18 protein-coding genes and 2 pseudogenes are annotated in these 24,012 nt (G+C 70.2%); 7 read left to right on the top strand and 13 right to left on the bottom strand.

Going from position 1 to position 24,012, the window contains the following annotated elements; translation table 11 throughout:
• Positions 1 to 71: 71 nt before the first annotated feature.
• Together ACZ3H8_RS21675 and ACZ3H8_RS21670 are read right to left on the bottom strand one after the other, a co-directional pair.
• Positions 72 to 359: a YiaA/YiaB family inner membrane protein gene (locus ACZ3H8_RS21675; protein ID WP_307664432.1), complete on the bottom strand. Its 288-nt coding sequence runs from the start codon at positions 357 to 359 to the stop codon at positions 72 to 74.
• A 93-nt stretch (positions 360 to 452) separates the two neighbouring features.
• The gene (locus tag ACZ3H8_RS21670) at positions 453 to 1,604 is read right to left on the bottom strand and encodes an acyl-CoA dehydrogenase family protein (protein WP_467404204.1); all 1,152 of its coding nucleotides are present in this window, start codon (positions 1,602 to 1,604) and stop codon (positions 453 to 455) included.
• 62 nt (positions 1,605 to 1,666) lie between these two features.
• Here ACZ3H8_RS21670 and ACZ3H8_RS21665 point away from each other — a divergent pair, with 62 nt between their 5' ends.
• From ACZ3H8_RS21665 to ACZ3H8_RS21655, 3 genes are all read left to right on the top strand, one after another.
• Entirely contained in the window at positions 1,667 to 2,311 is a 645-nt protein-coding gene (locus ACZ3H8_RS21665; RefSeq protein WP_467404202.1) for a TetR/AcrR family transcriptional regulator, read from the top strand.
• A gap of 71 nt (positions 2,312 to 2,382) precedes the next feature.
• Complete coding sequence (locus ACZ3H8_RS21660) at positions 2,383 to 3,078, top strand: ArsR/SmtB family transcription factor (RefSeq protein WP_467404201.1); 696 nt, start codon at positions 2,383 to 2,385, stop codon at positions 3,076 to 3,078.
• Between the two features lie 32 nt (positions 3,079 to 3,110).
• Positions 3,111 to 4,124, top strand: a complete 1,014-nt coding sequence (locus ACZ3H8_RS21655; protein WP_467404199.1) for a DMT family transporter — start codon at positions 3,111 to 3,113, stop codon at positions 4,122 to 4,124.
• On the opposite strand, the gene ACZ3H8_RS21650 is transcribed toward ACZ3H8_RS21655, so the two are convergent.
• From ACZ3H8_RS21650 to ACZ3H8_RS21605, 10 genes and pseudogenes are all read right to left on the bottom strand, one after another.
• Positions 4,115 to 5,185 carry an isopenicillin N synthase family dioxygenase gene (locus tag ACZ3H8_RS21650; protein WP_467404197.1) on the bottom strand — a complete coding sequence of 357 codons (1,071 nt, stop codon included), beginning with the start codon at positions 5,183 to 5,185 and terminating at the stop codon, positions 4,115 to 4,117. The genes ACZ3H8_RS21655 and ACZ3H8_RS21650 overlap by 10 nt on opposite strands.
• 100 nt (positions 5,186 to 5,285) lie before the next feature.
• On the bottom strand, positions 5,286 to 6,626 hold the full coding sequence (locus ACZ3H8_RS21645) for an MFS transporter (RefSeq protein WP_467404195.1): 1,341 nt from the start codon (positions 6,624 to 6,626) through the stop codon (positions 5,286 to 5,288).
• 445 nt (positions 6,627 to 7,071) lie between these two features.
• Complete coding sequence (locus ACZ3H8_RS21640) at positions 7,072 to 8,151, bottom strand: Zn-dependent alcohol dehydrogenase (protein WP_467404194.1); 1,080 nt, start codon at positions 8,149 to 8,151, stop codon at positions 7,072 to 7,074.
• 19 nt (positions 8,152 to 8,170) lie between these two features.
• Positions 8,171 to 9,565 carry an aldehyde dehydrogenase family protein gene (locus ACZ3H8_RS21635; protein WP_467404191.1) on the bottom strand — a complete coding sequence of 465 codons (1,395 nt, stop codon included), beginning with the start codon at positions 9,563 to 9,565 and terminating at the stop codon, positions 8,171 to 8,173.
• A gap of 95 nt (positions 9,566 to 9,660) precedes the next feature.
• The gene (locus ACZ3H8_RS21630; RefSeq protein WP_467404188.1) at positions 9,661 to 11,007 is read right to left on the bottom strand and encodes an ABC transporter ATP-binding protein; all 1,347 of its coding nucleotides are present in this window, start codon (positions 11,005 to 11,007) and stop codon (positions 9,661 to 9,663) included.
• 54 nt (positions 11,008 to 11,061) lie between these two features.
• Positions 11,062 to 11,687: pseudogene (locus tag ACZ3H8_RS21625) on the bottom strand (hypothetical protein).
• 65 nt (positions 11,688 to 11,752) lie between these two features.
• Complete coding sequence (locus ACZ3H8_RS21620; RefSeq protein WP_467404185.1) at positions 11,753 to 13,150, bottom strand: CitMHS family transporter; 1,398 nt, start codon at positions 13,148 to 13,150, stop codon at positions 11,753 to 11,755.
• A gap of 120 nt (positions 13,151 to 13,270) precedes the next feature.
• Positions 13,271 to 15,484 carry a molybdopterin oxidoreductase family protein gene (locus ACZ3H8_RS21615; RefSeq protein ID WP_467404773.1) on the bottom strand — a complete coding sequence of 738 codons (2,214 nt, stop codon included), beginning with the start codon at positions 15,482 to 15,484 and terminating at the stop codon, positions 13,271 to 13,273.
• A gap of 159 nt (positions 15,485 to 15,643) precedes the next feature.
• Positions 15,644 to 16,510, bottom strand: a pseudogene (locus ACZ3H8_RS21610) (sodium:proton antiporter); the annotation flags it as partial.
• A gap of 405 nt (positions 16,511 to 16,915) precedes the next feature.
• Positions 16,916 to 17,530: a TetR/AcrR family transcriptional regulator gene (locus tag ACZ3H8_RS21605; RefSeq protein ID WP_356229572.1), complete on the bottom strand. Its 615-nt coding sequence runs from the start codon at positions 17,528 to 17,530 to the stop codon at positions 16,916 to 16,918.
• Positions 17,531 to 17,612: 82 nt separating this feature from the next.
• On the opposite strand from ACZ3H8_RS21605, the gene hmgA reads away from it, so the two are divergent.
• The 3 genes from hmgA (at position 17,613) to ACZ3H8_RS21590 (ending at position 21,029) form a co-directional block, all read left to right on the top strand.
• Positions 17,613 to 18,956, top strand: a complete 1,344-nt coding sequence (hmgA, locus tag ACZ3H8_RS21600; protein ID WP_467404183.1) for a homogentisate 1,2-dioxygenase — start codon at positions 17,613 to 17,615, stop codon at positions 18,954 to 18,956.
• Positions 18,957 to 18,969: 13 nt separating this feature from the next.
• The gene (locus ACZ3H8_RS21595; protein ID WP_467404181.1) at positions 18,970 to 19,719 is read left to right on the top strand and encodes a GntR family transcriptional regulator; all 750 of its coding nucleotides are present in this window, start codon (positions 18,970 to 18,972) and stop codon (positions 19,717 to 19,719) included.
• A 149-nt stretch (positions 19,720 to 19,868) separates the two neighbouring features.
• On the top strand, positions 19,869 to 21,029 hold the full coding sequence (locus tag ACZ3H8_RS21590) for a type ISP restriction/modification enzyme (RefSeq protein WP_467404179.1): 1,161 nt from the start codon (positions 19,869 to 19,871) through the stop codon (positions 21,027 to 21,029).
• On the opposite strand, the gene ACZ3H8_RS21585 is transcribed toward ACZ3H8_RS21590, so the two are convergent.
• Positions 21,011 to 22,627 carry a N,N-dimethylformamidase beta subunit family domain-containing protein gene (locus ACZ3H8_RS21585; RefSeq protein WP_467404177.1) on the bottom strand — a complete coding sequence of 539 codons (1,617 nt, stop codon included), beginning with the start codon at positions 22,625 to 22,627 and terminating at the stop codon, positions 21,011 to 21,013. The two genes, ACZ3H8_RS21590 and ACZ3H8_RS21585, sit on opposite strands and share 19 nt — an antisense overlap.
• A 168-nt stretch (positions 22,628 to 22,795) precedes the next feature.
• Here ACZ3H8_RS21585 and ACZ3H8_RS21580 point away from each other — a divergent pair, with 168 nt between their 5' ends.
• Positions 22,796 to 23,989: a CaiB/BaiF CoA transferase family protein gene (locus ACZ3H8_RS21580; RefSeq protein WP_467404175.1), complete on the top strand. Its 1,194-nt coding sequence runs from the start codon at positions 22,796 to 22,798 to the stop codon at positions 23,987 to 23,989.
• Positions 23,990 to 24,012 lie beyond the last annotated feature (23 nt).

Below are 24,012 nucleotides of genomic sequence, written 5' to 3'. Positions count from 1 at the left end.
TCCGTTCAGCAGAAGGCACACCCTACCCCGACGGTGAGCAAGCGCTTAGCGATTGCGGTCAGAGCTTGCGGTCAGAGCTTCTGGAAGGGGTCGTGTTCGGCAAGCATCTTCTCCAGCCTGGCCTGGTCGACGCGGCTGACGATCTGCCCGGCCTCCTGACGGTCCCTGATCACCTTGGCCAGGGTGAACGCCGAGGTCGTGAGATAGAGGACGGCGATGGCGAGAAAGCCGCGCACCCAGGCGTCCGCGTCGAGATAGAGGATGCCGAGGCCGACGGCCGCCAGGGCCACGGCGAAGGAGGCGACTGACTGTCCGTAGAAGGCCGTCGTGCTCTGCTGCTTGACCGGTGTCTCACTCATGCCGCCAGGATCGGCCACTGTGGCCGGAGCCACATCCGTTCCCGTACTCACTCACCTACTCAGGGGCTCAGGGGGCTCAGGGGGCCAAGGGACTCAGAAGGCGGAGACTCCGGTCAGCGCGCGGCCGATGATCAGTTTCTGTATCTGGCTGGTGCCTTCGTAGAGGGTCATCACACGGGCGTCGCGCAGCAGCTTGCCGACCGGATACTCGTCGATGTAGCCGTAGCCGCCGAAGACCTGCAGGGCGTTGTTGGCCGCGCGCACTGCCGCCTCGGAGGCGAAGAGTTTGGCCTGTGAAGCGGCGGTGGCGAAGTCCTCGCCACGGTCGATCAGGTCGGCCACCCGCCAGGTCAGCAGGCGGGCCGCGGCCACGTCGACGGAGATGTCGCTGATCAGCTCCTGGACCAGCTGGTACGAGGCGATGGACTTGCCGAACTGCTCGCGCTCTCCCGCATAGCCGACTGCCGCGTCGAGGGCGGCCTGCGCGATGCCGACACAGCCCGCCGCGACCGACATCCGCCCCTTGGCGAGCGCGGACATGGCGATGGAGAAGCCCTTGCCCTCGGGCCCGAGCATGGTGGCGGCCGGCACCCGGACGCCGTCGAGCACCAGCTCGGCGGTGGCCTGGCCGCGCAGGCCGAGCTTTCCGTGGATGGTGCGGCGGGTCAGCCCAGGGGCGTCCGTGGGCACCAGGAAGGCGGAGACGCCTCTGTGTCCGGGCGTGTCATTGGTACGGGCGAACAGGAGCACCACATCGGCCCAGGTGCCGTTGGTGATGAACATCTTCGAGCCGTTGATGATGTAGTCGTCGCCGTCACGCACGGCCTTGGTGGTCAGATTCCCGGCGTCGGACCCGGTCCCCGGCTCGGTGAGCCCGAAACAGCCGAGTGCCTCGCCGGTCGTGAGCCGTGGCAGCCAGTGGCGCTTCTGCGTCTCGTCGCCCCAGGCCGCGACAGCCTTGGTGACCAGACCCAGCGATACGGACACGATGCCGCGCACCGATGAGTCGCCGCGTCCGAGCTCCTCGGTGACCAGGCAGTACGCGAGATGATCGCCGCCTGAACCGCCGTACTCCTCATCGATCGTGAGCCCGAGGAAGCCAAGCGCGCCCAGCTTCTTCACGATCGACCTGTCGACGCTCTCGGCACGGTCCCACTCGACGACGTTCGGGGTGATCTCGCGGTCGACGAAGTCCTTGGCCAGCTGCCGTACGGCTGCCTGCTCCTCGCTGAGCTCCAGGTTCATGCGCCACACCCACTTTTAACTATCACTGCTAGTTTCTTGTTGGCAGGCCTACTATGTGCCGCATGGCCCGCCCGCGCAAGCCCCTCCTCAGCAGAGAACGCATCGTCGAGACGGCGAGCGCGCTCGTGGACGCCGAGGGTCTCGACGCCGTCTCCACCCGACGGCTCGCGGCCGAGCTCGGCGTCAGCGGCCCCTCCCTCTACAACCACTTCCGCAACAAGGACGAGATCCTCGACGCCGTCGCCGACGCGGTCAGCGCGCAGGTCGATCTCTCGATGTTCGAGGAGGACGACGAGCGCGACTGGCGCACCGCGCTGCACGACTGGGCCGTCTCCTACCGCGCGGCCCTGACCGCCCACCCCAACACCGTCCCGGTCCTGGCCCGCGGCCCAGGACGCCGCCCGGCCGGCCTCAGGGTGGCCGACGCGGTCTTCGGCGCGATGGTCCGCGCGGGCTGGCCACCGGCCCAGGCGACGTACATCGGCGCCCTGATGCGGTACTTCATCACCGGCTCGGCGCTCGGCTCCTTCGCCCGGGGCTTCGTCGACGACGAGACGGCGTACGACCCGGCCGACTATCCGCACCTCGGCCAGGCGCATCTACTGGCCGAGCGGCAGCAGAAGGTGGACGAGGGCGCTTTCGAGACCGGGCTGCGCGCGCTCATCGACGGCCTGGCCGTGCAGTACGCGACGCTGACGCGCGCCTGATCCGCGCGGCGCACGGGATACGACGGGACTCTTCGGCCGCCGCCGAACGATGAATGGCGGATCCTGGAGACATGCAATCCAGAGACCTCGCCGCCCTGGCCGCGCTCCTCGCCGACGAGACGCGTGCCGCCTTCTGTCTCGCGCTGCTCGACGGGCGTGCCTGGACCGCCGGCGAGCTCGCGCGGCAGTCGCGCGTGGCGCCGTCGACCGCCAGCGAGCATCTGGGCAAGCTCGTCGCGGGCGGGCTGCTCGCCGAGGAGCGGCAGGGGCGGCACCGCTATGTGCGCCTCGCCGACGAACGCGTTGCGCATCTCGTCGAGGAGCTCGCCTCGTACTCCACGCCCGCGCCGGACGGGCCTGCCGGAACGCTGCGGGCGGCGAGCGCGCGCAGCGCCATGGCCCGGGGGCGTACCTGCTACGACCATCTCGCCGGGCGGCTCGGCATCGCGATCACCGAGGCGATGACGGCGCGCGGGCTGCTGCACCAGGACACGGGATTCGCGCTGACCTCCCAAGGGGTGGGCTGGTTCGGCGAGTTGGGGCTCCCGCTGGAGCGGAAGGGGCGGCGGCCGCTCGTACGGTCGTGCCTGGACTGGACCGAGCGCAAACCGCATCTCGCGGGGACCGCGGGTGCCGAGTTGTGCCGCCATGCGCTGGAGGCCGGCTGGTGCGTACGGATCGGGTCCGAGCGGGCCGTGAAGGTGACTGCGGACGGCGAGCGGGCGCTGCACGACCTGCTCGGCATCGAGCCGGGGATATTGCGGTGAGCGCCGAAGGGTCGAAGCCGTACGGTCGGCCCATGACGAACCTCTCGCCCTCCGCCGACCGTTCGCGGTGGCCCGCCCTGGCCGCCGCGGGCGTCACCGTCGTCCTGTGGGCCTCCGCCTTTGTGTCGATCCGCAGCGCCGGTGAGGCGTACTCCCCCGGCGCGCTCGCCCTTGGACGGCTGCTCGCCGGGTCCCTGGCTCTTGGCTGCGTCCTGCTGATCCGGCGCGAGGGGCTGCCGCCGCGTGCCGCCTGGCCCGGGATCGCCATATCCGGGCTGCTCTGGTTCGGCGTCTACATGGTGGTCCTCAACTGGGGCGAGCAGGAGGTCGACTCGGGCACGGCGGCGATGGTCGTGAACATCGGCCCGGTCCTGATCGCGCTGCTCGGCGCGCGGCTGCTGGGCGAGGCGCTGCCGCCGCGGCTGTTGGCCGGAATGGCGGTGTCCTTCGCGGGAGCGGTGACCGTGGGACTTTCGATGTCGGGCAAGGGCAGCGCCTCCACGCTGGGAGTGCTGCTGTGCCTCCTGGCGGCGGTGGGGTACGCGGGCGGGGTGGTGGGCCAGAAGCCGGCGCTGGCACATGCGAGCGCGCTCCAGGTGACGACGTTCGGCTGTCTGGTCGGTGCGGTGGCATGTCTGCCGTTCGTCGGGCAACTGGTCTCCGAGGCGGAGCGGGCGCCGCTGTCGGCCACGCTCAACATGGTCTACCTGGGCGTGTTCCCGACCGCGCTGGCGTTCACGACCTGGGCGTACGCCCTGGCCCGTACGACCGCGGGACGGATGGGCGCGACGACCTATGCCGTACCGGCGCTGGTCGTGCTGATGTCGTGGCTGGCGCTCGACGAGGTGCCGGGCCGGCTGACTCTGGCGGGCGGCGCGCTGTGCCTGGCCGGAGTGGCCGTCTCACGCAGCCGGTCCCGGCGAGTGGACGCCCCGGCCAACCCGGCGAACCCGGCCAACCCGGTCACACCGGTCGTCGCGCCGTCGGAGACCGCAACGAGTACGCGGGAGACCGGAGCGTCCGACGTCGGGGGCCGTCAGGGCTGATCTGCGGCCTCCCGCAGCTGGGCCAGCCTCAGCGGGCCACCCTGCTCGTGCAGGCGGAGGGTGGTGATCCGCTCCGGATAGCAACGCATGAACATACGGGTGAAGTGGGTGCCGTAGTGCAGCCGGTTGTCGTCGTCCGGCACGACCGCGGCGCCTGCGCTGTGAGCGTGCCGCAGCGGTTCCACCCAGGCCTGGAAGTTGGGCTCGTGGAAGTACGCCATGGCATAGCGCTCGCGGTCGGCGAGCCTGACCTTGTGCGGGGTGGACAGCAGATAGCCCCCGGTGAGGAGCTGGAGGATGTCGCCGGGGAAGACGGTCAGGGTGCCGGGTACCGGGTCGACGAAGGTCCAGGGCTGCTCGTTCTCGTACATCCCGGCGCTGCTCTCGTTCTCCAGCCAGTTCCGGTTGCGGTGTTCACCAGCGACCGGCGGCCGGATCCAGAGCCCGCCGACATCGTCCTGCGCGGCGATGACGAGCAGTCCGTAGTCGGTGTGGGCGCCGATACCCCGGCTGCTCGCCCGGGATTCGGCGGGGAAACGCAGGACGCGCATATGGTGCCAGCCGTCGTCGGTGAGCTTGGTGAGTGCGGCGGGGTCCTCCAGGCCCAGGCCGAGCGCCGTGAGGCTGAGCAATGTCTCGCCCAGGGAGCCCAGTTCGGTCATGAAGGCTTCCATCGACTGCTTGTACGCGTCGTCCGGCCAGGGCACCGGGCCGTGACAGGGCCAGCCGTCCACCGACCGGATGTCGTTCAGGGAGACGTCCTTGCAGACCGTGAAGATCTCCGAATAATCGGCCTCGCCCGCGGTGACCTCCTCACCGGAGGCGATGTACCCGCTGTAACTGGTGGCGCTTACGTGGCGGGCCTTGTCCTCCAGCGGTCTCGAGAAGAACTTTTTGCTCGACTCGATGGCCCAGTCGGTGATCTGCCGCCCGGCCGGGTCGGTGGCCAGGTAGAAGATTCCATGGGTCCGCCAGGCATCCACCATCGCAAGCCCCAGGGCCCGGTCCGCGGGTGATCCGGTGACGAATTCCGGCAGTTGGAAGACAGGCAGGTCGGCCATTGCGGTCCTCGCATCTCGCTCGTGAGTGAATGCGGCCGCCCCGCGGGGGAAGACGGGACGGCCGCACACAGGGGTCTCACGTGCGTGAATCGGGACCGGTTCACTCCTGGGCGACGGCCCCTTCGGCAGTCCGGGCGGCGGCCCGAGCAGCCAGAATCTTGATCGAGACGAGAGCGACGACAGCGAGGCCGATGATGTAAGCGGAGACAGCCATCGACGTGCCGGTGGCCTCCAGGAGCAGGACCATCATGAACGGGGCCAGTCCGCCGCCGAACACCGCCGCGATCTGGTAGCCGAGCGAGGCTCCCGTGTAGCGCATCTCGGCGGTGAACAGCTCGGCGAAGAGCGCGGCCTGCGGGCCGTACATGATGCTCAGGAAACAGCTGGTGACGAAGGTGCCGACACCCAGCCAGAGCAGCGACTTGGTGTCGATCAGCAGGAACATCGGGATCGCCCAGACCAGCAGGCCGACCGCGCCGAATGCATAGATGCGCAGCCGCCCGATGCGGTCGGAGAGCGCGGCCGCCGCGGGTATCAGCGCCAGTTGGGTGATGCTGACGCAGAGCGAGACGGTGAGCACGGCGCTGCGCTTCATGTCGAGTTCGCGGGTCGCGTAGTCGAGCACGCCGGTGATGATGATGTAGAAGGTCGCGGTGTTGACCGCGAACGAGCCGCCGGCCAGGAAGACAGTGCCGAGGTGCTCCCGCAGGATCGTGCGCAGCGGCGAGCGGGGTTCACTCTTCTCCTGTGCGGCGAGGGCGCGTTCGGCCTCGCGGAATGCGGGCGTCTCCTCGACCCGGGTGTGGATGAACCAGGCGAGTGCGAGCACCAGGAAGCCGACGAAGAAGGGGACGCGCCAGCCCCAGGCGGCGAAGGTGGAGTCGCTCGTGACGGCTCCGGCGACCAGGAAGACGGTGTTGGCGCTCACCACGCCGATGGGGACGCCGAGTTGGACGAGGCTGCCGTACAGCCCGCGCTTGCCCTCGGGGGCGTACTCCGTGGCCATCAGCATCGCGCCGCCCCACTGGGCGCCGACCGCGATGCCCTGGACGACGCGGAACAGCACCAGCAGGACGGGGGCGGCGATGCCGATGGTCTCGTACGTCGGGAGCAGTCCGATTCCGACGGTGGCGAGGCCCATCAGGACCAGCGCGAGGACCAGCATCGGCTTGCGGCCGCGCTTGTCGCCGAGCTGGCCCGCGATGATGCCGCCGACGGGGCGGGCGAGGAAGCCGACGGCGAAGGTGGCGAAGGCGGCGAGCACGCCGACCGACGAGCTGCCGGCGGGGAAGTACAGATCGCCGAGGACGAGAGCGGCGGCGATGCCGAAGACGAAGTAGTCGTACCACTCGACGGCGGAGGCGAGGGCGGCGGCGGTGGCCACGCGGCGGCGATTGGGATCGGTGGGGGTGGGAGCGGTGAGTGATGGGGCGGTGTCCATGTTGTGCACACTCCGGTTGGTGCGGGGACGAGGAGTGCGGGGACCATACCGACCGGTGGGTATGGGGTCAACGGTTTGCGCAGGCGGTTGGCTTTCCCCCACCCCGCCCCTTCCCGTAACCGGGGGCAAGCCCCCGGGCCCCCGGTACGCCCTTCGGGCGTTGTCCTCAAGCGCCGGACAGGCTTGGATTTCCCGCCGGCCGGCCTGAATCTTCAGGTCGGCCGGCGGGAATCCAAGCCTCGTGGGGGTCCCCCGGGACGAAGTCTGGAGGAGTTTGAGGCGCGGTCCCGGACGCGAAATTCAGCCCCGCCGGCGTTTGAGGCGCGGGGCTTGGGGCGGAGCCCCAAAACAGCCCCATGGGGGTCCCCCGGACGAAGTCCGGGGGGAGAGATTGAGGCGCGGGCTCCGGGGCGGAGCCCCGGAAATCAGCCCCGCCGAGCCCCGGTCAGAAGACGACCAGCGCCCGGCCGCCCCTGCCCGCGAGCATGTCGTCGAACGCCGCAGGAATCCCGGCGAGTCCGATCCGCGCGGTCACCAGGCCGCCCAGGTCCAGGCGGCCGGCGCGAATGTGGTCCGCCAGCACCGGCAGGTCTCGGGCCGGGTCGCTGTTGCCGTACACGCAGCCGGAGAGCGTACGGCCCCAGTGGAAGATCTCCAGCGCGTTGAAGGTGACCTGCTGGTCCTTGCCGCCGATGCCGACGACCGTGGTGCGGCCGCCGCGGCGGGTGGATTCCCAAGCGGTGCGGATGGTGGCGGCCCTGCCCACGCACTCGATCGCGACGTCCGCGCCCTGGCCGCCGGTGAGCGCCCTGATCTGCTTGGCGGTGGTGTCGGAGGCGACGACGTACTCCGTCGCGCCTGCCTGCCGCGCCAGCTCCTCCTTCTCCGGGGACACATCGACGGCGATGATCGTCGACGCGCCCGCGATCCTTGCGGACTGGAGGGTGGCGAGTCCGACGCCGCCGACGCCGAAGACCACCACCGACTCGCCCTCGCGGACGCGCGCGGAGTGGTGGATCGCGCCGTACCCGGTGAGGACCGCGCAGCCGAGCAGCGCGGCGTCGGTGAGCGGGACGCCGTCCGGGACCGGCAGGACGCAGTTCGCGCCGACGACGCTCTCCTCGGCGAAGGCCGCGACGTTCAGACCGGGGTGCAGCTCGGCGCCGTCGGCGGTGCGGGCGTAGACGCTTGCCGCGCCCGCCAGCGCGTTGGCGCACAGCCAGACCTCGCCGATCCGGCAGTGGTGGCAACTCCCGCACGAGGGGGCCCAGTTGAGGACGACCCCGTCGCCGACGGCGACATGGGTGACGCCCTCGCCGACGGAGACGACCGTACCCGCACCTTCGTGGCCCAGGACGCAGGGCGTCGGCACGCGCATCGTGCCGTTGGACAGGGACAGATCGGAGTGACAGACCCCGGCGGCGGCGAGGCGCACCCGCACCTGGCCGGGACCGGGCTCGGGCAGTTCGATGTCGGTGATCTCCAGCGGAGAGCCGACGGCGGGCAGTACGGCAGCACGGACCATGATGCGTGAGACTCCCGGCTCAGAACTGGAGGGACTTGGTCTGGAGGTACTCCGACAGACCGTGCGGGCCGAGCTCGCGGCCCACACCCGATTGCTTGTAACCGCCGAACGGGGCAAGGGGGTTGAACCGGCCGCCATTGATGTCGACCTGTCCGGTGTCCATCCGGCGGGCGAAGGCGACGGCCTCCGCCTCGTCGGCCGCCCAGACCGCGCCCGCGAGGCCGTAGACCGTGCCGTTGGCGATACGGAGCGCGTCGTCCTCGTCCGCGTACTCGATCAGGGAGACGACCGGGCCGAAAATCTCCTCCTGGGCGATGGTCATCTCCGGGGTGACATCGGCGAAGACGGTGGGGCTGACGTAGTAGCCCGTCTCGTGCGGGGCGGCGGGACCGCCCGCGACAAGGCGGGCGCCCTCGGCGACACCCTTCTCGATATAGCCGCGTACGCGCTGCTGCTGCTTTGCGTTGACCAACGGGCCGACCCGCTCGCCCGGTACGAATTTGGCGACCGCGGCAGCCGCGAGTGCCACCGCCTCCTCGTACTGGTCTTTGTGGACCAGCATCCGGGTCCACGCGCTGCACGTCTGGCCGGAGTTGGACATCACGTTGGCGATGCCGACGTTGACTGCCTTGGCCAGGTCGGCGCTCGGCAGGATGACATTGGCGGACTTGCCGCCGAGCTCCAGGGCGACCCGCTTGACGGCGGCCCCTGCCGTGGCGCCGATCTGCCGGCCGACCGCCGTGGAGCCGGTGAAGGAGACGAGATCCACGTCCTCGTGCGCGGCGAGGGCCTGTCCGGCGACCGGGCCGAGGCCCGTCACCAGGTTGAACACCCCGGCGGGCAGTCCGGCCTCGTCGACGGCCTCGGCGAAGAGCTGCGCGGTCAGCGGGGTGTCCTCGGCGGGCTTGAGTACTACGGTGCAGCCCGCCGCGAGAGCGGGGGCCACCTTGGCGACGACCTGGTGCAGCGGGTAGTTCCAGGGCGTGATGGCGCCGACCACGCCGACCGGCTCCAGCAGCACGGTGGAGTTGCCGATCTTCTCCTCGAAGGAGTACGAGGCGGCCAGCTCCGCGTACGAGCCGGCGACCAGGATCGGCACGCCCGCATGGACCGTCTGCGACAGGGCGAGCGGCGCGCCGAGCTCGGCGGTGACGGTCTCGGCGATCTCGTCCGCGCGGGCCACAAGCACATCGCGCAGTGCGGCGATCCCGGCCGCGCGCTCGGCCGGCCCGGTGGCGGCCCAGCCGGGGAACGCGGCGCGGGCCGCACGCACGGCGGCGTCGACGTCCTCTGCCGTGCCGGCCGGGACATGGCCGATGACCTGCTCGTCCGCCGGGTTCACCACGGCGATGGTGTCCGGGCCTGCGGCTGGCCGCCACTGGCCGCCGATGTACATCCCGTCGTGGGCCTTCATCGCACTCCTCCAGAACCTGCGGTAGTCGTCCACACCCCAAACTAGCGGTGTTAGTTTTTGGACGCCAGGGGTACCTGGAGCGTAGCGGGGACCCCTCAGGCGTCCAGGCCCGGGAGGTCCGTCGGAGCAGGGCAGATCCTGCGGCCGTGGTGGTCGAAGACGTACAGATGGGCGAGGTCGACGAGGAGCGGCAGCTGAGCGCCGGTACGCAGCCGCACATCGGGTCCCGTCCGCACGACCAGATCGCTCGCGGCGACGGGCGGGCGCTCGGCGGCGACGGGACGAGGCCCCGGCTCCGGGTCGTCGAGCGCCACCACGGGCCCAGAGACATGGGCGAACGCGCGCTCCTTGATCCGGGTCAGGACGCTCGGGCCGCCGCTTCTGCTTCTGCGCCTTCGCGCGGGGGCCTGCGGCCTGGGCGACTCCAGGTCGGCGACCACGGCGGGCTGCGAGCCGGTGTTGAAGTGCACCAGCGCCTCATGACCCTGGTACTCCATGTGCTCGACGATCCCGGTAAGGGCGACCTCGCCGGGGCGGGCCTGGCTCGGCGGGGCGATCCGGGTGGCTTCGGAGCGCAGGCCGACGATTATCTGCCGGCCCTGCTGGATGCGGAGCAACTGGTGGTCGGTGCTGAGGGGTTCGGGCAGCGGCAGCCGCTGTTTGCCGAGGTCGATCGACATCCGGCCGTCCAGCGGCGCGTAGACGACGGCTTGGAGCAGATTGATGCGCGGCGTGCCGATGAACGCGGCGACGAAGACGTTCTCGGGCAGGGCGTACGTATCGCGTGGGGTGCTCACCTGCTGGAGTACCCCGCCGCGCATCACGGCGACCCGGTCGCCGAGCGACATCGCCTCGGCCTGATCGTGCGTGACGTAGACGGTGGTCACCCCCAACTCGGCGGTGAGCTGGGAGATTTCGGCCCGCAGATGGTTGCGCAGCTTCGCGTCGAGGTTGGACAGCGGCTCGTCCATCAGGAAGACGGAGGGCCGCCGGGTGATGGCCCGGCCCATCGCGACCCGCTGGCGTTCGCCGCCGGAGAGCTGGCTGGGGTATCGGTCCAGGACGTCCTCGATGCCGAGCATCCGGGCGGTGGCCTCGACCTGCGGGTCGCAGTCCAGCCGGGGGTTCTCCAGCCGCAGCGGGAAGCCGATGTTCTGGCGGTTGGTCATGCTCGGGTAGAGCGCGAAGTTCTGGAACACCATCGCCATGCCGCGGTCGCGGGGCGGGATGTGGTTGGCGTACTCGCCGTCGAGCAGCAACTCCCCCTCGGTGATGTCCTCGAGACCGGCGATCATGCGCAGCACGGTCGACTTGCCGCAGCCCGAAGGGCCGAGCAGCACCACGAACTCCCCCGGCTCGATGTCGAGGGTGAAACGGTCGACGGCGCGAGCGGTGCGTTCGTACCTCTTGCTGACACTGCGAAGCGAGATGGCGCGACTCATATGGTTCCGCCGATGGGAAGAGGGGGAGCGACTGAGACGCCTGAAACTAGCCGACTACTCCCGGTCAGGGAATGACTCGCGCGCAGGTTGGGGCTGGGCTTTTTGTACGGAGCCGTCCGCACCCGGCGGGCGTGGCAACCCACCTGTCCTGGGGCCGTCAACTCCCGGACGATTCCGGCGGCTCGGCTGCCGCGTGGCCAGTCCGGCCGCTGCCAGAAGCAGTACGCCCAGCATGGCCAAGGGCCCCACCGTGCCAGCGACGCCCGCGACCAGTCCGGCGGAGGCGGGCGCGGCGACCTGGCCGAGGAGGTTTCCGGTCAGTCTCAGGGCGAGCGCGGTCGATCGTCCGTACGGCCTTCGATTCGCGCCACAACGAGGTGAAGGAGACGGCGGCGACGGCCGCCGAGACGACCAGGGCGAGTGCGCTCGTACGGGCCATGTCGCCGCCGATCACCGCGTCCGCCGCGATCGGTCCGACGAGCTGGCCGAGCGAGGCGCTGATGGTGAAGTGGCCGAAGTTGCGGTCCTGTTCGGCGGGTGCGGACTGACGGGCGACGATCGACTGCGCACCGATGACGAAACAGAGATGACCGAGGCCCTCCCCCACCGGCGATCACACCGATCGCGCGCTCGTCCGTGCCGAGGGCGAGCGCCCGGTAGGAGACGGCCGGCCGCGCCATCGACACCGCCGCCTGCGCGAAGCCGAAGGCGATGACGAGGCGCAGCAGCCAGCCGCTGGAAGGCCTCAGATGATGCCGAAGAGGATTCCGGAGCCGAGCACGATCAGCGAGGTCAACGCGGCCCACTTGACGACAAACCTTGTGTGGTCGCCGAATTCGACCTTGGCCATGCCGACCAGGACGTACACGGCGGGGACGAGCGGACTCGACATGTGCAGGACCTGGCCGGTGAGCGAGGCGCGGGCGATCTCCAGCGAGGAGACGCCGTGTGCGGAGCCGGCCTCGGCAAGGACCGGCAGGACACCGAAGTAGAAACCGTCGTTCGACATGAAGTAGGTGAGCGGGATGCTCAGGACGCCGGTGACGAGCGCCATGTGCGGGCCCATCCCCTCGGGGATGGCGCCGACGAGCCAGTCAGCCATGTGCTTGACCATGCCGGTGCCGGTGAGGACTCCGGTGAAGACAGCGGCGGCGAAGACCATACCGGCGACATTCAGGACGTTCTCGGCATGGGCGGCGATCCGCGCCCTTTGGTCGGTCATCTTCGGATAGTTGACCGTCAGGGCGAGCGCGGCGCCCAGCAGGAACAGCACCGGGATCGGCAGCCATTCCATGATCATTGCGGTGAGGAGGGTGACGGTGAGTGCCGCGTTGAACCAGTACAGCTTGGGGCGCAGGGTCGCGCGGTCCGGGTCAAGGCCCTGGAAGCCCTCGTCGTCTTCATCCTGCTGGGGAACGTCCGCATCAAAACCGGCACTTCCGGAGGTGGCTCGCCCTCCACTGTCGCCGCCACCCGCCTTGACCAGGACCGTCTCGGTCTCCGGCTCGAGCACCTCGTCGAGGGTGAGGACACCCAGGCGCTTGCGCTCGCGCCGGCCCAGCACGTAGGAGAGGACGAAGACGAAGAGCAGTCCGACACCGAGCGCCGGGATCATCGGGACGAAGATGTCGCCCGCATCCACCTTCAGCGCGGTCGCCGCACGGGCAGTGGGGCCGCCCCAGGGAAGCGTGTTCATCACACCGTTGGCCATGGCGGCGACGCCGGTCATCACGACCAGGCTCATCTTGAGGCGCTTGTAGAGCGGATACATCGCCGAGACGGTGATCATGAAGGTGGTGGAGCCGTCGCCGTCGAGCGAGACGATCGCGGCGAGCACCGCCGTACCGACCACGACGCGCAGCGGATCCGCCTTACAGAAGCGCAGAATTCCGCGGACGATCGGGTCGAACAGCCCCACGTCGATCATCACGCCGAAGTAGACGATCGCGAACATCAGCATCGCCGCGGTGGGGGCGAGCGTGCCGACCCCTTCGATGACGTAGTCGCCGAGGTTCGCGCCCTTTCCAACGAATACGCAGAAGAGGGCGGGGATGAGGACCAGAGCCGCGATCGGCGACATCTTCTTCATCATGATCAGGACCAGGAAGGTCGCAATCATGACGAAGCCGAGGATTGTCAGCATTTGGGACACCTAACGTTCACCCTTGAACTCCCACCGGAGCGGCGGTTCGGATGACGTTAGGTCGCGCCAACAGCCGTTAACAAGATGTTGACGCGTGAGCAATACGAGCAAAACCCCAGGTCATCGCGTAGGTGACAGTTCGACGGGGAAGCCGTTGAGCACGGCGGTGCCGGACAGCGGGTCGAGCCGAGAGCCGTCGAGCAGCTGATTGACATTGACTCCGGGGCGCGCGGCGGCCACCGACATCCGGGTGCCCGGCCGGCTGTGTCCCCAGCCGTGCGGCAGGCTCACCACTCCGGTCCGTACGGCGTCGGTGATCTCCACCGGCGCTTCGAGCTCCCCTCCGTCCGCCGTGATACGGGCCTGGGCGCCGTCCTCAAGACCGAGCCGGGCCGCATCGTCCGGGTGGACCTGGAGAGTGCAGCGATTGGAGCCGCCGTTGAGCGTGGCGACGTTGTGCATCCAGCTGTTGTTGGAGCGCAGATGGCGGCGGCCGACGAGGACGAGGGCGGCGGGCCGCTCTTCCAGGGCGCGCCGCAGCCTCGGCAGATCGGCGGCAATGGGCTCCGGCAGCAGCTCGACGAGTCCGCTGCGGGTCTTGAGGACCTGCGGGATCCGGGGCTGAAGCGGGCCGAGGTCGATGCCGTGCGGGTGCTCCAGGAGCTTGTCGAGGGTGAGGTCGTACGGGCCGAGGCGCAGCATCATGTCCAGTCGCCGCTCCGGCCCGCTGCGGCCGGTGAGCTGCGCGGTCAGCTCCTTCACGTCCTGGCCGTGTACCGGGGAGTACGGATCGGCGACGGCCTTGGTGAGGGTGCGCTCGATGACCATGTCGTCGACGGCGCCCGGATCCGCGCCATGCATGCCGCCGACGGCGAGCACCAGGCGGGCCTGGATCTCGCACTCGCCGAGGCGGCTCTCCTCCAGGGGAACGACCGCAGGGCTGTAGCGGGCCTGGTTGTGTACGGCGAAGGCGTTGAAGGCGAAGTCGAAGTGCGCGCTCTGGGAGGGCGGCGGCGGGGGCAGCACCACGTCCGCGTGGCGCGAGGTCTCGTTGAGGTACGGATCGACGCTGACCATGAAGTCGAGTCCGGCCAGCGCCTGGTCGAGCCGGTCACCGTCGGGCGCGGAGAGCACCGGGTTGGCGGCGAGCGAGATCACCGCGCGGATCCGTCCGTCCCCGGGGGTGTCGATCTCCTCGGCGAGCGCGGCCATGGGCAGTTCGCTCTTGGCCTCGGGGTGGCCGCTGACCCTGCTCGTCCAGCGGCCGAGGGCGAAGCCCTTGCCGGGGGCGGCGGGGCGGGGTGCGCGGTCGGTGGCGGAGAGCGGGAAGAGCGCGCCGCCGGGGCGGTCGAGGTTGCCGGTGAGCACGTTGAGGACGTCGACCAGCCAATTGGTGAGGGTGCCGTACTCCACGGTGCTGCTGCCGACACGTCCGTACACGGCGGCGGTGGGCGCGGCGGCGAGCTCGCGGGCGATCGTACGGATCTCCTCGGCGTCCATGTCGCAGGCCGCGGCGACCGCTTCGGGCGTGAACTCCCGTACCGCTTCCGCGACTTCGGCCACTCCCTCGACATGCGCTTCGAGCGCTCCGAGGTCGGTGAGCTTCTCCTCGAAGAGGGTCTGGGCGATGGCGGCGAGCAGCAGGGCGTCGGCGCCGGGCCGGATGGCGACATGCCGGTCGGCGAGCTGCGCGGTGCGGGTGCGGCGCGGGTCGACGACGGTCAGCGTGCCGCCGCGCCGGCGCAGCGCCTTGAGCTTGCCCGGGAAGTCGGCCGCGGTGCACAGGCTGCCGTTGGACTCGAAGGGGTTGGCGCCGAGGAGCAGCAGATGGTCGGTGCGGTCCAGGTCAGGGACGGGGATGGCGACGGGGTCACCGAAGAGCAGCCCGCTGGAGACATGCTTGGGCATCTGGTCCAGGGTGCTGGCGGTGAAGAGATTGCGGGTACGCAGCAGCGAGAGCAGTACGGGCGGATAGAGCGCGCCGGCCATGGTGTGAACGTTGGGATTGCCGAGGACGACGCCCACGGCATTCGGTCCGTGCTCCTCGATCAGGGGCCTGATCCGGTCCGCGATCACGTCGAAGGCCTCCTCCCAACTGGCCTCCTGGAGCTCGCTGTTCTTGCGTACGAGGGGGGCGCGCAGCCGGTCGGGGTCGGCGTCGAGCTCCCCGAAGGACGCACCCTTGGGGCAGATGAAGCCCTTGCTGAATATGTCGTCGCGGTCACCGCGGGCGCGGGTGACACGGGTGCCCTCGATGGTGAGGGTCAGTCCGCAGGTGGCCTCACAAAGGGGACAGATGCGCAATGCGGTACGGGTGGCAGCTGTGCGGGACATGGGCCCTCCCCGGGGCGACGGCGGTGGCGCGCAGTTCAGGGTCGAGCATACCGACCGGTATGCACGGAGGGGAGGGGTACGAGCGGTCTTCCCATAACTGGGCCTCCGCCCGGACCCGCGCCTCAATCTCCCCCAGACTTCGGCCCGGGCCGCCGCCTCCCCCAGGTCGGTGATGATCCCGGTCTGCACCATCGCGCCGACCATGACGAACAGCCCGGTGAAGAACGCCAGCGTCTCCCACTCCACATCGGCCACCACCTCCCTGGTGTTCAGCCGGGAGACGGCCAGGAGCACGAGGCCGCCGGAGATGGCCACGACGGAGGGTTCCAGGTGCAGCGTGGTGTGCAGGACGAAGCAGACCATCACGATCGCGATGACCACGCCGCTGACGGCCAGGAGCCGGGTGTCCGTGATGGCGTCCCGTTCACGCATCTCCATGATCTGCTTCGCGCGCTTGGGGTCGTAGTGGAACGCGGAGCGGAACATCCACCGGCTCATCACGGCGAAGACCACGATCAGCAGCGTCGTGATCGGTGCCATGTGGAGCAGGAAGTCGTTGAAGGACAGCCCGGCGCGTGAGCCGATCATGATGTTGGGCGGGTCGCCGATCAGTGTGGCGGCGCCGCCGATGTTGCAGGCCATCACCTCGGCGATCAGGTACGGGACGACCGGCACGCCGAGCCGTCGGCACACCACGATGGTGACGGGGGCGATCAGCAGCACCGTGGTGACGTTGTCCAGCCAGGCCGAGAGGAACGCCGTGGCGAGGATGAGCAGCACCATCAGCCGGTACGGCCGTCCCCGGGCCCGCTTCGCTGCCCAGATCGCCACGAACTCGAACAACCCTGTCCGCTTGAGCACCGCGACGATCAGCATCATCCCCAACAGCAGGAAGATGACGTTCCAGTCGATGCCGGTCATGTCCGAGAAGAACGCGTGCTCGGGGCTCGTTGTCCCAAGCACGAGCATGACCACCGCGCCCCCGAGCGCCGCGGTGACCCGATGCACCCGTTCGGTCGCGATCATCAGGTAGACGGTGGCGAACACCGCGACTGTCAGCCACGCCGTGACACTCACGGCGGACTCACCCCACGGTCACGGACCGAATGAACGAGTGGGCGGTAGGGATACAGATACGGGCGGGATCCTGAAACAGTCATCGGCGCGGACTCCGTTCGTGCCGTGGCCATGAACACCCAGCACGAGACGGACGCGACACTCCTCGATCCAACAGCTGGATGGAGCCGTAGGGGTGTTCCTCCACCCCACCATCACCCGCGGCACCAGCCGTGGACTATCGGGTCCAACACCCATCTTTGGCCAGGACGGGAGGCTGCGGACGGACGGCCGGGCCCGTCAGCACTCGCCGTCGTCGACCGTCGCGGCCGGCGTCGTCTGGCCGCAGGCGCCGCGCCCCACCCCGACGCCCGACTAGTCCAGGACCCGCGCGAGATACGCCCGCAACAGCTCCCGCGTCTCCGCGACGATCCCCTCGTCCCCCGCCGGCTCCACCCGAAAGGCGAGTTGCAGCAGCGCGTCCGCCGCCTCGACCGAGACCAGCACCGCCCGGCGCAGTTCCTCGTCGACGCCGCGGCCCAGATGGCCCGCAAGCAGCGCGGCGAGGCGGTCGGCCACCTGATGGTTCGCTCCGACCGCAGGCGCGCCCATCGGGATCCGGTAGCCGAAGTCGATCAGCGCGAAGCCGGGGACGGTGCGCTTCATCGCCAGGTACTCGTCCAGTACGGCATCGAGGGCGCCGCGCCAGTCGCCCGCGCCGAGCGAGGCGATACGGCCGCTGATCCGCTCGGCGTAACTGTCCAGATTGCGGTGGGCGAGAGCGTCGGCGAGGGCACGCTTATTGCCGAAGAAGCGGTAGACGGAACCGATGGGGACGCCGGCCCTGGCAGCCACCGCGCGGGTGGACAGCTCCTCGTAACCGGTCTCGTCGAGGAGTTCGGCACAGGCGTCCAGGATCCGGGCGAGCCGCTCGGCGCTGCGCTGCTGCACGGGCGTACGGCGGAGATGGGCTGGGGACACGCGGTACATCATGCCGCCCTGTTGCCGTTGACGGGGCGGTCCCGCAATCCTACGGTTATGCATAGGAATCCTTCAGCACCGGGAGCGGACGATGAGCGGCATCGAGCAGGCGCGCAAGACCGCCGAAGGCCTTGGGTACTCGCCCGGCTTCGGCAATGAGCACAGCTCGGAGGCCGTGCCGGGCGCACTTCCGCACGGGCGCAACTCACCGCAGCGGGCACCGCTCGGGCTGTACGCGGAACAGCTGAGCGGCAGCGCGTTCACCGAGCCGCGCGCCCACAACCGCCGCTCCTGGCTGTACCGGATCCGCCCGTCGGCCGCCCATCCGCCGTTCGTCCGCATCGGCAACGGCGGCGTACGCAGCGCGCCCTTCACCGAGTCCGTCCCCGACCCCAACCGGCTCCGCTGGAACCCGCTGCCGGAGCCCGCGCCCGGCACAGACTGGCTGGCCGGTCTGTGGACGCTCGGCGGCAACGGCGACGCGAGCCAGCGCACCGGCATGGCCGTGCACCTCTACCACGCCAACGCCTCCATGACGGACCGGGTGTTCAGCGACTCGGACGGCGAGCTGCTGATCGTGCCCGAGCGCGGCGGCCTGCTGCTGCGCACGGAGCTGGGGCTGCTCGCCGTCCGGCCCGGCGAGGTGGCGCTGATCCCCCGCGGGGTCCGTTTCCGGGTCGAACTGCTCGCCGCTGTGCCTGATGGCGGGCAGAGCCCGACCGCCCGCGGCTACGTCTGCGAGAACTACGGGCAGCCCTTCCAGCTGCCCGACCTCGGGCCGATCGGCGCAAACGGCCTCGCCAACGCCCGGGACTTCCTCGCGCCCTTGGCGGCGTACGAGGATGTGGAGGGCCCGGTCGAGGTCGTCAACAAGTTCTGCGGGAACCTCTGGGCCGCGACGTACGACCACTCGCCGCTCGATGTCGTCGCCTGGCACGGCAATCATGTTCCGTACGTCTACGACCTGCGCCGCTTCAATGCTATCGGGACGATCTCGTACGACCACCCGGATCCGTCGATCTTCACCGTGCTGACGTCGCCGAGCGACACCCCGGGCCTGGCCGGGGTCGACTTCGTGGTCTTCGCGCCGCGCTGGCTGGTCGGCGAGGACACCTTCCGGCCGCCGTACTTCCACCGCAATGTGATGAGCGAGTACATGGGCCTGATCGAGGGCGCGTACGACGCCAAGGCCGAAGGCTTCGTACCGGGGGGCGGTTCGCTGCACAACATGATGTCCGCGCACGGCCCCGACCGGGAGACCTTCGACCGCGCGAGCACCGCCGAGCTGAAGCCGCAGAAGATCGACGACGGGCTTGCGTTCATGTTCGAGACGCGCTGGCCGGTGACGGCGACCGCGCAGGCGGCGAACGCCGACCATCTGCAGAAGGGGTACGACGACGTGTGGCAGGGTCTTGAGCGCCACTTCCGGTCGTAGTACGGAGTACCCCGTGACCGCCTTTGCCCCCGACTCGCTGGTCCTGAACCGCAAGCTGCCGCTGTGGTACCAGGTCTCGCAGTCCCTGCGCGCCTCCATACTGGGCCGAGCGCCCGAGGCGTCGCTGCGGCTGCCGACCGAGGAGCAGCTCGCCGCGCACTACGGCGTCAGCGTGCTGACCATGCGCCAGGCGCTCAAGGAGCTGGAGGAGGAGGGCCTGATCAGCAGGCACCGGCGGCGTGGCACCTTCATCGAGCCGGGGGCGCGGCGGGGCGCGCCGAGGCGGCTGCTGGGCTCGATCGACGCGATCGTGGCCCAGCAGTCGGGCGAGCGGACGACGATCCTGGGACACGGGCCCGAGCCGGTGCGGGGCGACCTCGCTGAGTACTTCCCCGACGTGGCCGAGGTCGTGACGTACCGGCGGCTGCGTTGCGACGGCGAGAGCGGTGAGCCGACCAACTGGGCGGAGAACGCGGTGCACCCGGATGTGGCGGCGGGGCTGGACGTCGCGGATCTGGAGCGCTGGCCGATGACGAAGGTGCTGCGGGATTCGCTGGGGGTGCGGATCAGCAGGATCACGGACACGGTGGAGGCGCGGCTGGCGGACCCGCCGACGGCGGAGCTGCTGAGGGTGCCGTTGCTGAGCCCGATCCTGCATTACACGGGGGTGACGTACGACGAGGGCGGGCGGGTGGTGGACGTGGCGCGGATTCGGTACAGGGGGGACCGGTTCTCGTTCTCGGTGACGGTCGACGCGGAGTGACCGTCCGGTCGGGGGTGCGGGCCTCGGGGCACGGGCCTCCGCGGTGCGGGCGTCCGCGGTACGGGCGTCCGGGAGCGAGGCGTCCGCGGGGCGGGGCTCGGGGTGGTGGGCCCGGGGCGGGCCTCCGGGCCCCCGGTTAGCATTTCGGCATGCCGATGCTGGACGAGCTCATGCCGTGGGGCGTACCCCCATTGCGGCTGGGGCGGGCCTGGGTGATGGCCCCGGATGCGGGCTCTCTCAAGGCCCGGTGGGATGCTCTTGTGCGCGCTGAGGGCGTCGAGCGCGATGCCTTGTTCGGGTGCACTCGGGCCCGTACGCCGCGCAGTGCCGTTGCCCAGTTGCCCGGGCAGACCAGCGGGACGGGCAGGTTCGTCCGGGAGGACGGGCGGTGTCCCGCGCCGGTGCGGGTGCTGCACGGGGCCTTCGACGAGCAGTGGCTGATTCCCGACCACCGGCTCATCGACTCCGCCCGGCCCGAGTTGTGGCGGGTCGCCGATGAGCGGCAGGTGTTTGTCGTCGAGCAAGGGTGGGTGGCCGACGCGTCGGGGCCTGCCGTGGTCGCATCCGCCCTGTTGCCGGACGGGCGCTCGCCCGCGGGAAGGCCCGGGCGGATTCGTCCGCTCTACCGGCGGCCCGGTGGCGTCGAGCCCAATCTCGCGCCCGGGCTGCTGTCCGCCCTGGGGAGCCGGTACGGGCGCGAGGTCGGGACCGACGAAGTCGTTGCCTGGATCGTCGCGGCCGCCGAGACGTCGGCAGCGGGATGCGTGGTGCCGCTGCCCGCCGACCCCCACGTGTGGGTAGACGGTGTGGAGTTGGGGCGGCGGATGATGGAGGTCCAGCTGCGTGGGGCCCGGGGCGGCGAGCGGCCCCGGCTGCCGGGCGGCCGGCGGCCGTATGTGCGGGCCGCCGTGCCCGCGCGACCGGACGCGATCGCGTACGACGCCGAGGAGGAGGTGCTCAGCCTCGGAGCTGGCCGGATCTCACCCGTGCCCGCGGATGCCTGGAACTTCGAGGTGGGTGGGGTACGCGTGCTGGAGCTCTGGTTCGAGCGCCGTACCGCCGGGGCCGAGCCCGGGACGCTGGAGGCGATCCGGCCCGCGGTGTGGCCACAGGAGTGGACCTCCGAGCTGCTGGAACTGATCACCGTGCTGGCATTGCTGGGTCAACTCCGGCTCCAGAAGCAGGAGTTGAAGGGGATGGAGATCACCGAGCTCCCGGGTGTTCTGCCGCCGAGCGACGTAACCCGGCGGCCCGCCTCCGTACTCGACCATCATGAGGAAGGGCCGGAGGGTCAGTTCGCCCTGTTGTGACGGGCGTTGTGAGGGGCGAAGGAATCGGCCAGATTGTCATGGGCGGGTCTCGCGTCCCCCGCCGGCCCCTGCGCGAACGCCCGCAGGACGTTGGCCGTCACGGTACGGGTGAACTTCCCGGCCCGCTCGTCCAGTCCGTGGTTCGCCTTGCCCCCGCCCGGGCCGGTCGCCTCCAGCGCCTCGACCCAGCGCATCGTGCCCGTGGCGAAGACACCCGCCCCACCGGGCAGGGAGCAGTAGGCCATGTCGGCGTACGAGGGGCGTCCTTTGCACACCACCGGCGAATGCGCCAGGATCTCGATCGGCCGAGGCGTGGGATGAGCCGGGTTCACCCGGTCGTACTCGACGCCCACCAGGTGGGGGAAGGAATCGCCCAGCCGCGCCCCGGTGCCCTCCATAAGCCAGTGATCCGGATGGGACACCACGAACGGCGCGTCCACCGGGTAGCCGTCGTAGATGACCCCGAGCAGAGAACTCTCGGGTTCGGGTGCGGGCATCCGCCGGTAGTCGTTCGTCGGGGGGCACCCGCGCTGGAACCCGGGGTCCTTGGCGTAGTCGCCCTTGTAGCAGACCACGATCCGGTCCGCTCCCACGGCGGACGGCTCGAAGCGGACACGCCGGTAGCAGCAGTTGGCCCCGAGCACGGCCAGGTTCATACCCCCGTCGCGCGCCGAGGCCACATGCCGCCGCTGCTCGGGACTCCAGTACTCGTCGTGCCCCAGCGAGAGCATGGCCACGGCCCCGCCCAGGAAACGCGGCTCACGGGCCACGTCCACTCCCGTGGCGTACGCCAGCGGAAGCCCTATCCGCTCGGCCAGCGCGACCAACTGCGCCTCGTAGACGAAGTACTGGCCGGCCCCTTGACCGCCCGAGTAGGGACGGTCGAATGACACCGCGAGGGATCGCGAACCCTTCTTGCCGGTCGTGCCCTTGTACAGGTCGGCGCCACCCCACCGGTTGTACGCCTGCCAGGTGGCGACCGAATTGACCACCGCCATACGGCCGGCTGCGGAAGAAGACCGGACCGTGAGCGGTACGAACCTCTGCCCCCGGCCGTCCTCGGCGTCCAGCCGCAGCAGGTAGCAGCCCTCCGGCCAGCCCGAGGTGTCCACTTCCGCCGTCCGCCGCCAGTCGGCACGCGCCATCCGCGTGCCCGCATCGAGCAGCGCCGGAGGCTGAAGCACCCCCGGCAGTAGGCCCGACCTCCAGACGAGACGAGCCCTCGCTCCGCCGTACCAGCCCATCCTGTACGCCGAAACGGTGTAGGCCGCAGCCGTCGTCGACACGCGCAGCGCGACGACCTCCCCCGAGCGCACGCTGACGCGCTCGGCGAAGCCTTGAACGGCACCAGCCGCACCCGCCCGGGTGATCCGCCAGTCACGATCTCCCGGCCGGGAGTTCTCGGCACGCACATCGAGCCCGGACTCCTCCCGCACGTCCCCGGGCCGGCCACCGGGTACCGCGCCGGACTGCGCGGCCGATTCCGTACCGAGCCACGACTGCGACGAGACGAACGTGGCTGCGGCCAACCCCAGCACCCGCCTGCGCCCGAACCACTCCGGGTACCCCGCCTCGCCTGTTACCTCACGCTGCGTCATCGCATCTCCTCGGCCGAACTGGAGCCGCGTACGTTGCTGTGTCAGCCAGAAGATCACGGCATGGGCGCGATCCGATCCATCGGACACGCCCCACGTCGCTTCGCGCAGAACGGCTGGTAGGCGGTCCAGGGGGTGACAAAGGTGGTACGTACACGATAGGCACGGCTCATGAACCACCCTCTCCCCCTCGACGGGATCACGGTCGTCGCCGTCGAGCAGGCCGTCTCTGCGCCCTTCGCCACGCGCCAGCTCGCCGATCTCGGCGCCCGCGTCATCAAGATCGAGCGACCCGACGGCGGCGACTTCGCGCGCGGCTACGACACCGCCGCCCGCGGGCTCGCCTCGCATTTCGTCTGGTGCAACCGCGGCAAGGAGTCCATCGCCGTCGATCTGAAGGACCCGCGCGGCCTGGAGATCGTGCGCCAACTCGTCGCGGACGCCGATGTGTTCGTGCAGAACCTCGCTCAGGGCGCGGCCGCCCGGCTCGGTCTGGACGCGGACACTCTGTGCGCCGCGCACCGGCGGCTGATCGCCGTGGACATCTCCGGATACGGCGCGGAGGGGCCGTACGCCCACAAGCGCGCGTACGACATGCTCGTGCAGTGCGAGGCGGGCCTCGTGTCGGTGACCGGGACCGCGGAGCAGCCCGTCAAGGCGGGCATTCCGGCGGCCGACATCGCGGCGGCGATGTACGCCTTCTCGGGGGTGCTGGCGGCGCTGCTACGGCGCGGAACCACGGGCGTCGGAGGCCCTGTGGAGGTCTCGATGCTGGAGTCGCTGGCGGAGTGGATGGGGCATCCGCTGCACTACGGGATGCATGGGGGTGAGGCCCCGGCGCGCACGGGGGTCGCGCACGCCGTCATCTCGCCCTACGACGCCTACACGACGGCGGACGGCGGGCAGGTGCTGCTGTCGGTGCAGAACGACCGGGAGTGGCGGCGGCTGGCCGACCAGGTGCTCGGGCGGCCCGAGTTGGGGGTCGATCCGGTCTTCGCGACCAACACGGCCCGTACGGCGAACCGGGAGAAGACCGATGCGGTGGTGGCCGAGGCGCTGGCCCGCCTCGACACACGGGAGGCGATCGGCCGGCTGGAAGCGGCGGGCATCGCATGCGCCCGGCTCAACAGCGTGACGGACGTGGCCGGGCATCCTCAGCTCGCCTCGCGGGACCGGTGGCGGGAGGTGGACTCACCGGTCGGGCCGCTGCGGGCGCTGCTGCCGCCGATCACTCTGCCGGGCGGGCCGGAGGCGCGGATGGGCGCGGTTCCCGCACTCGGCGAGCACACCGATGCGCTGCTGAAGGCCCTGGGGATGACGGATGAGGGGACAGCGGCGCTGCGCCGGGACGGTGTGGTCGCCTGAGCGCGTTCGCGTAGGAAAGAACG

It is taken from the genome of Streptomyces sp. NPDC002868, from assembly GCF_055563295.1.
This window is presented reverse-complemented; position numbering and strand designations above follow the sequence as displayed.